This is a genomic window from Nocardia sp. NPDC002869 (genome assembly GCF_046764065.1).
Lineage (GTDB): Bacteria > Actinomycetota > Actinomycetes > Mycobacteriales > Mycobacteriaceae > Nocardia > Nocardia rhamnosiphila.
In genome coordinates this window covers 1-1,813 of the sequence record NZ_JBKOOL010000326.1, presented here as the reverse complement: position 1 = coordinate 1,813, position 1,813 = coordinate 1, and the positions used below count along the sequence as shown (strand labels likewise).

The window sequence follows — 1,813 nt, the reverse complement described above, 5'->3', positions numbered from 1 at the left end:
GCCCGAGCCGGACGGCCACCCGCGAATCCCGCGTGATCAGGCGACGATACCGGACTCCGAGCTACCCGCCAGGCTCCGCACCTGCCGCGCCGCCACCGACAGGGTCGCCAGATCGTGCCGGCTCACCCCGAAGATCTCGGTGAGCGCGGCGCGGGCCCGGGTCAGCCGTGACCGGTTGGTCTGCTCCCAGTAGTCCAGCTTCTCCGTCACCGGATCCTCCGGGTCGGTGGCGGTGGCGATATCCAGCGTCAGCAGCCGCAGCGACTCGTACAGGTCGTCGCGCAGCGCCAGCCGCGCCAGGCCGGCCCACCGCTGATCGTGGTCGAGATCGCCGACCGCGCTGATCAGCCGGGTGATCTCCAGATGCGCGTTGAGCGCGAAATAGAGTTCGGCGATCTCCTGTGCGTCGCGTTCGGCGATATCGGCGATATCCAGCACGTCCAGCAGCGGGAAGAGATGGATCAGACGGTAGACCTCGGCGGCCAGATCCTGCGGGGCGCCGTGTTCGGTCGCCTCGGTGGCGTGCGCGGCGACCCGTTCGGACAGCGGTTTCGGCAGCCAGCCGGGCACCCGGCCCGCCAGCGCACGCACTCCCTCGCGATAGCGGGTGATATCCGCCCCGATCGCGATCGGCTGCGGCCGGTTGAGCAGCAGCCAGCGCGCGGCACGTTCCAGCGTGCGGTTGGTCTCGAGCTCGAGCTGATCGCGGACCGAGGTCGGCATCTGCTCGGAGCGGATGCGCTGCCACAGCTCCCGCAACCCGAAGATCTCCACCGCGGCGGTGAACGCGCGGACCGCGTCGTCGGTGGTGGCGCCGATCTCCTCGGACAACCGGAAGGCGAACGTCGCACCGCCGAAATCGACCATCTCGTTGACCACCACGGTGGCCACGATCTCCCGGCGCAGTGGATGCGTGGTGATCGCACCGGCGAAACGCTCCCGCAGCGGTGTCGGGAAATAGTCCGGCAGCACCGCCGCGAAAGTGGGGCTGTCCGGCAGATCCCCGGCGAGCAGATCGGCCTTCAGCGCGAGCTTCACATGGGCGATCATCGTGGCCAGCTCCGGGGAGGTCAGCCCCGCCCCGCCGGCGATCCGGCGTTCCATCTCGGCGTCACCCGGCAACGCCTCGAGGCGGCGGTCCACGCCGCGCCCGGTCTCCAATTCGGTGAGCAGCCGCCGGTGCACCGCACCACGCCGCCCGGCGCCCGACCGGGACAGGCCGATCCGGAAGTTCTGCGAGATATTGTCGCGCAGCACCAGTTCGGCGACCTCGTCGGTCATTTCGGCCAGCAGCGGATTACGGTCTTCGAGATCGAGTTCGCCCGCCGACACCACCGCGTCGAGCAGAACCTTGATATTCACCTCATGATCGGAGCAATCCACCCCCGCGGAATTGTCCAGCGCGTCGGTGTTCATCTTCCCGCCGTTACGGCAGAACTCGATACGCCCCAGCGCCGTCGCACCGAGGTTTCCGCCCTCACCGATCACCTTCACCCGGAGACGATCGGCATTCACCCGCACCGCGTCATTGGATTTGTCACCTACGTCGGCGTTCGTTTCCGAACTCGCCTTGATATAGGTACCGATACCACCGTTCCACAACAGATCGACCGGCGCCTCGAGAATCGCGCGGATCATCTCCGGCGGCGAGAGCCGGGTGACGCCGGCCGGAAGTTGCAGCGCGGCACGGACTTCCGGGCTGACCGGAATAGCCTTCGCGGTGCGGTCGTAGACGCCGCCACCCGCACTGATCAACGAACGATCATAATCCGCCCAACTCGACCGAGCCAACCCGAACAACCGCGACCGCTCA

General features: G+C 67.8%; 1 protein-coding gene. It reads right to left on the bottom strand.

Going from position 1 to position 1,813, the window contains the following annotated elements:
- Positions 1-36 precede the first annotated feature (36 nt).
- Positions 37-1,813, bottom strand: a 1,777-nt coding sequence (locus ACLML9_RS28665; RefSeq protein WP_411948417.1) for an NAD-glutamate dehydrogenase domain-containing protein, incomplete at its 5' end; no start/stop codon positions are given.